The sequence below is a fragment of the Ruegeria sp. D4 genome (assembly GCF_056534475.1).
In genome coordinates this window covers 1-4,905 of record NZ_JBQFPJ010000039.1, presented here as the reverse complement: position 1 = coordinate 4,905, position 4,905 = coordinate 1, and the positions used below count along the sequence as shown (strand labels likewise).

The window sequence follows — 4,905 nt, the reverse complement described above, 5'->3', positions numbered from 1 at the left end:
GTCATCAAAAGTGTCGCGGGATGGAGCAGCCCGGTAGCTCGTCAGGCTCATAACCTGAAGGTCGCAGGTTCAAATCCTGCTCCCGCAACCACTTTTACCGAACCAGCCGCCGCAAGGCGGCTTTTGTCGTTCTGGACCAACCCAATCATCGCTGCCAGGGCACCCTCCAAATCAATCTGCACGCCATCCCGTTCATGTTGGATCGTAACACGTTCGATCAAGCCCCGGATAATCTCCAAGGCCCCCGTGCGGATCGCCGGGTCTGATAGTGCCTGTGCCAGATCGGCGACCTTTGAGCGATAGAGTTCCGACAGATTCTTGGCGTCTATCAGGTCAGCAAAGGCACGTGTCGCCGACCGTGCCTCAAGACCGGAATACATGTTGATGGTGTGGCTGACCTCCGAATGCCCGAGCAATCGGCGCGCAACCTCGTAGCCGCCGGGATTGGCGTCGAGCCAGTTCATCACCGCGAAATGTCGAAACAGGTGGGCGTTCATCTCCAACCCCGTTTCCTTCCGGATCCGTTTGGAGATGCGCGCAGCCAGAGCGCCGGGATCAACCGAATGCTGACCATCCCTGCGGGGAAACAGCCAAGGCGTTCCAGCGGGGCAGAGTTCCGGACAGCGAGATTTGAGATGAACGTCGATCATGCGCAATACATCACGCGGGATCTCGAACTCGACAGGCCGTTCATTTTTGGTCTCGCCGTCTTCCAGAACCAGTTAGGTTCGGCCATCACCGGGACAGTGCAGGTGGCGTTCCAGGTGGATGTCAGCCAGGTTCGCCAAATACAGCCCAGGCAGTAGCTAGGGTGAACACCGGATAGGTCATGTAGAGCACACCCACTGTCGATGCGGGCAACTTCTCCAGCGCCGTTACATATCCGATCCAACCAATCCCCATTACTGCTCCGGCTGAAAGGCCCCAAGTGATCTCTCGCCATTCTTTTCGGTGCAAGATGAGAACTGGAAGCAAAAGAACTGCCGCAACAATGTAGCGGTAGAATGCGACCACATACGGTGCAACTCCCTGTTCGGTTAGGCTGCGGCTGAAGTAGGGAACCAGGCCGAAACAGATTGAAGCAAAAAGAACACCAAAAACGGCAAATGCGTAAGGGATGGATGGTCGATTTCGCGCAGTTGTCGTTGCCATAATCTGGAGCTACCACGCATTTGCATTTTCGTCTTTAAAGATTCTTCGAACGACAGTTTTGCCCACATAAATGCAGTGGAAAAGCGCATTGTGTCCAACGCACCCGTCAGGTCGTTTGCGACATTTGCTATCGCAGTGAAAATAAGTTGGAACACGAAACACCGAACTTAGAGATGGCGATCACTTCCAAAAGGTGTTGTCTCCTTTGTCGTGCTACCCAGAGTGTGCTACTTAGGTTATTTGGCGCGGCTGACCCCAAGGTGTGACTCTTGCCCTTAGAAGTGAGTAGAGAAGAGGTCCTGGAAGAGCTGGAACGTATTGTTGGTTCGAGTGACTTCGCGGTCAGCAAACGCAACAGATTTTTTTTTGAACACCTCGTCAGAAGTGAAATCGACGGCAGGGGTAAAGAACTTCATGGCACTGCGTTGGCAATGGATGTGTTTGGACGAGGCGCAGACTTTGATCCCAACACTGATCCCGTTGTGCGAACTGAAGCGGTAAAACTGAGAAAGGCATTAAATTATTACTATTTGACCTCAGGTCGACAAAACAGGGTAGAAATATCGGTTCCAAAAGGTCGGTATCGACCCACCTTTCGCATTCGAGAATTTCAGGCAAGCGACGCGAGTTTGACTGATGAGCAAACGCCAAGGTTGCCCACGCTAGGCATTAGATCGTTCTCAGGGTCAGAGACTGCGCGTGCAATTTTTTTCCGCGATGGTTTGCCAGAAGAGATTGCATTGGAACTCGCCCGTTTCGGTTATGTCCGGGTACTTACAGGTTTTAGGGCCGAAAACTCGAAATTAGAAACCCAGGAAGAACATAATTCACTTGAGCGCTGCGACTATGTTCTGGGCGGAACGGTTCGCGAAGATGGCGAGTGTTTGCGCATAGTTGTTCAATTGAAACGTAGAGACACCGGTGACCTAGTTTGGTCGGAGCGCAAAGACATCTTTTTGAGCAACGCCAATATTTTCGAAGCTCAAGAAGACGTCGCAAAGCGCTGCGCCGTCTGTATTGCGGATGCATATGGGTTTGTTGCAACCGACGCTGCGAGAAACGCTCAAACGCGACCAGCTTCGGACTCAAACGTGTATGAAGCTCTGTTGGCGTTCCACACCCACCTTCGCGCAAACAAAGTCAGCAGCTTGGCGCGAATGTTGGAACTGTCGCAAGCCGCTGTCAGGGAGAACCCAACCAGTGGCTTGGCGCATGCACTTTTGGCGTTTGGATATGTTGAACAGGTAGGTGTCGGACAAAAACGACTGAAGTCCGTTGTCGAAGATGGCCGAACTCACGCAGATAAAGCACTGGCTTTTGAGCCAAATTGCCAGGAGGCTCTGATCGCAGCAGCCGTCTATGCCCAATTGGATGGAGATAAACCTAGTTTTCTGCAATTAATTGATGCCGCAATTCGCGCCAATCCGAATGGCAATCTTCTGCTCGCTGTGGCTGGAGGATGGATTGCATTAGTCGGCGACCCCAATAAAGGCGCGGAATTGGTACGACAAGCGACGGATGCGAATCCCATGTTGCCAACTTGGACCCAGATTACACTTTGCTTGGAAGACGTTGAGAAAGGAGACTTCAAGGCCGCTGTCGAAAAAGTACGCCAAATAGATGTGCGAGACTATTTCATCGATCGTTTGATTATTTCCGCGGTGCATAGCCTCGCCGGTGAAACAGGGCTGGCCAGAGCACAATTGCCTCAAATAAACGGAGACTTCACAATTGACGAATACATAAACGATCTACCCTTCGCACGCGGCCTGGTTGAAATGATCCGTGCAGGGTTGGAGCGCCTTTGAATCGGTAGATTCTGGCAAGTGACGGAAGGAGACAAAACTGCTGTTTTGATTTTCGCAAAGTCGCAGGCAAATGAAAAATTCGTTGTTCTTACTCGCACACAGCACGATTTTCGAAGGTTCAACCGTTTTTTTCTTCCTGAATCGTCCAACAATCTGCAGCCAATCGTGATATTTTTGGCGTCTCTTGCGTCCGGTTGAAGACCAGTCTCGTGTTACCTGGTAGAACCTTCGCAATCCTTTGAATCACCGCCGAAAAGAGTCCGGTTGGGTCCCAGTGAGTCTTTGAACACGCAGTACATAGGCTTGCTGCTCAGCTGCATCTGAGTAAAAGAAAAACTCATGGTGCACGCAAGCAAACCGACCGTTGACCAGAAACTCTTCATAAATTTTTTGGTGTAGATCACTTAGGTCGTCAGTCTTTTGGTAGAACTTCAATATGTCTTTGGGCGTTATCGAAAGAACTATGTCCCAAGCTTGTGAATCAAGGTCTTTCATTTTCTTCTCCATTCAATGTGTTTACTGTCGCTACCCTAAAACACCGGGTGCCTCTTCTTGCGGCGACCCAGTTAAAGTCGAAAGCGGCTCACTGTTGTTTGCTCGCCCGGTTCGATGGGTTCTCGCGCCCGATGCCAATCATTATGGATTGTTCTCTTTTGACCTGGTCGACAGCGTCAGTAAGCAGGGACTTTTCTGCGCTGCTTGCTGCAATCAAGTAATCTGTGACTTCGGGCAGGACGTTATTCCACGTTGGACATGCCAATGCGAACTGAGCGAAGAAGTTTGCTGTGAATTTGAACAGCCGCTCTGCGCTTGTCGCATTGGATTCTCGGGCAGCCCAAAGTAAGGTTTCCCAAAGGCCGTTTTCGAAGGCGATCAGCGCCCGAGGAGTCTTGTCAACGTAAATCTGAACTTTGTGCTTTCTGGCAACTGAAAGCTCAGACGTACGTAAGACCAAATTGTGTGCCGCAGCCGTAGTCGCCGGGTATTGGTTTCGCAGCGTCGTTAGCAAATCAAATTGTGACATCTTTTCTCTCCACCTTTCCAGTTTGTGCAAAACGAAAATGTGAAGAGTTCACCGTTCTTTGGAGGTGTCCTACAGTAGTGCAACTGTTGTTGGATGGACGTCCGACTTCGTTGCGCGTTGCCTGAAAAAAAAGGATTTCGCACAAGACGTAGAATTGCGCATTTTGGGCTCGAAGTAGACGCTCGAAAAATTTGACTGAACGGTTGCTGACCTATCTTTGAGGAATAAAGGAGTTGCGTATGAAAAAATGGGCGTGTTTCGGGTTTGCGGTGTTGGCTTCAGCTTGCGCCACTACTACCCAGGCTCCTTTGGTCACCAATGCAATTGGTCAAACCGCTATTCAAATCAACACAAATGGGCTGACTTGCTACAACTCTGCCTGCCTGGAAATCACAAGAAGCAGCGTTCGTGTAGTCGGACACAAACGAGCGCGGATTCCCAAGGGTATTGATGTCAGCGATGGAACCGTCACACCTGACGAGTTCCAGCGAATGCGCCAAGCAGCAATGCTGGCAGGCGGACCTGGTTCTGGCAATCGGTAAGCAGAGAACAGGTTGAAGTGTGTTCAACGATGAATTCCAGGCATGATGCCCAGAACGCGGATCGACAGATAGGGCTATCCTGGCTGAGAGGCCAGATGCAACGCTTGTGGTTTCCCAGTTTTCTTAGCCATAACGGCAGACCATTTCAATCGAGGCGGATCACCAAAACGGTTTCCATGGGAGACTGTGCAGTCCGACTGGTGAGTAGCTTTCCCTGCTTAGCTATGCAGCGCTTTGGCCAAGACGGCGCATTAGACCGGCGATGCACAAGTCCGCGACAGCGGACCCTCCCGTCCTAAAGACGAGAGGCCGACGTCACGGGGGAAGCGATGGCGCATGCGCCAGATGAGCAACCTTGGAACAATAGAGTTCGGACAGT

The 4,905-nt window shown here is 51.2% G+C and carries 6 protein-coding genes and 1 tRNA gene; 4 read left to right on the top strand and 3 right to left on the bottom strand.

Annotated features, from left to right (window positions below):
- The first annotated feature begins 14 nt into the window (after positions 1-14).
- Together ACR0MI_RS23565 and ACR0MI_RS23560 are read left to right on the top strand one after the other, a co-directional pair.
- Positions 15-91, top strand: a tRNA-Met gene (locus ACR0MI_RS23565).
- Between the two features lie 313 nt (positions 92-404).
- Positions 405-806, top strand: a complete 402-nt coding sequence (locus tag ACR0MI_RS23560; RefSeq protein ID WP_480855739.1) for a hypothetical protein — start codon at positions 405-407, stop codon at positions 804-806.
- Here the strand turns inward: ACR0MI_RS23560 and ACR0MI_RS23555 are convergent.
- Positions 772-1,152 carry a DMT family transporter gene (locus tag ACR0MI_RS23555; RefSeq protein WP_170617606.1) on the bottom strand — a complete coding sequence of 127 codons (381 nt, stop codon included), beginning with the start codon at positions 1,150-1,152 and terminating at the stop codon, positions 772-774. The genes ACR0MI_RS23560 and ACR0MI_RS23555 overlap by 35 nt on opposite strands.
- Before the next feature lie 281 nt (positions 1,153-1,433).
- Between ACR0MI_RS23555 and ACR0MI_RS23550 the strand changes: the two genes are divergently transcribed.
- Entirely contained in the window at positions 1,434-2,960 is a 1,527-nt protein-coding gene (locus ACR0MI_RS23550) for a hypothetical protein (protein WP_170816985.1), read from the top strand.
- 243 nt (positions 2,961-3,203) lie between these two features.
- Here the strand turns inward: ACR0MI_RS23550 and ACR0MI_RS23545 are convergent, their stop codons facing one another.
- Both ACR0MI_RS23545 and ACR0MI_RS23540 read right to left on the bottom strand, forming a co-directional pair.
- Positions 3,204-3,455: a hypothetical protein gene (locus ACR0MI_RS23545; protein WP_170617602.1), complete on the bottom strand. Its 252-nt coding sequence runs from the start codon at positions 3,453-3,455 to the stop codon at positions 3,204-3,206.
- A gap of 88 nt (positions 3,456-3,543) precedes the next feature.
- Complete coding sequence (locus tag ACR0MI_RS23540; RefSeq protein WP_170617600.1) at positions 3,544-3,984, bottom strand: hypothetical protein; 441 nt, start codon at positions 3,982-3,984, stop codon at positions 3,544-3,546.
- 239 nt (positions 3,985-4,223) lie between these two features.
- Between ACR0MI_RS23540 and ACR0MI_RS23535 the strand changes: the two genes are divergently transcribed.
- Positions 4,224-4,526: a hypothetical protein gene (locus tag ACR0MI_RS23535; protein WP_170617598.1), complete on the top strand. Its 303-nt coding sequence runs from the start codon at positions 4,224-4,226 to the stop codon at positions 4,524-4,526.
- Positions 4,527-4,905 lie beyond the last annotated feature (379 nt).

Excerpts from the sequence above, each read along its gene's own strand:
- ACR0MI_RS23560 (WP_480855739.1), top strand. The coding sequence starts at position 405 with ATGCCCGAGCAATCGGCGCGCAACCTCGTAGCCGCCGGGATTGGCGTC.
- ACR0MI_RS23555 (WP_170617606.1), bottom strand. The coding sequence starts at position 1,152 with ATGGCAACGACAACTGCGCGAAATCGACCATCCATCCCTTACGCATTT.
- ACR0MI_RS23545 (WP_170617602.1), bottom strand. The coding sequence starts at position 3,455 with ATGAAAGACCTTGATTCACAAGCTTGGGACATAGTTCTTTCGATAACG.
- ACR0MI_RS23540 (WP_170617600.1), bottom strand. The coding sequence starts at position 3,984 with ATGTCACAATTTGATTTGCTAACGACGCTGCGAAACCAATACCCGGCG.
- ACR0MI_RS23535 (WP_170617598.1), top strand. The coding sequence starts at position 4,224 with ATGAAAAAATGGGCGTGTTTCGGGTTTGCGGTGTTGGCTTCAGCTTGC.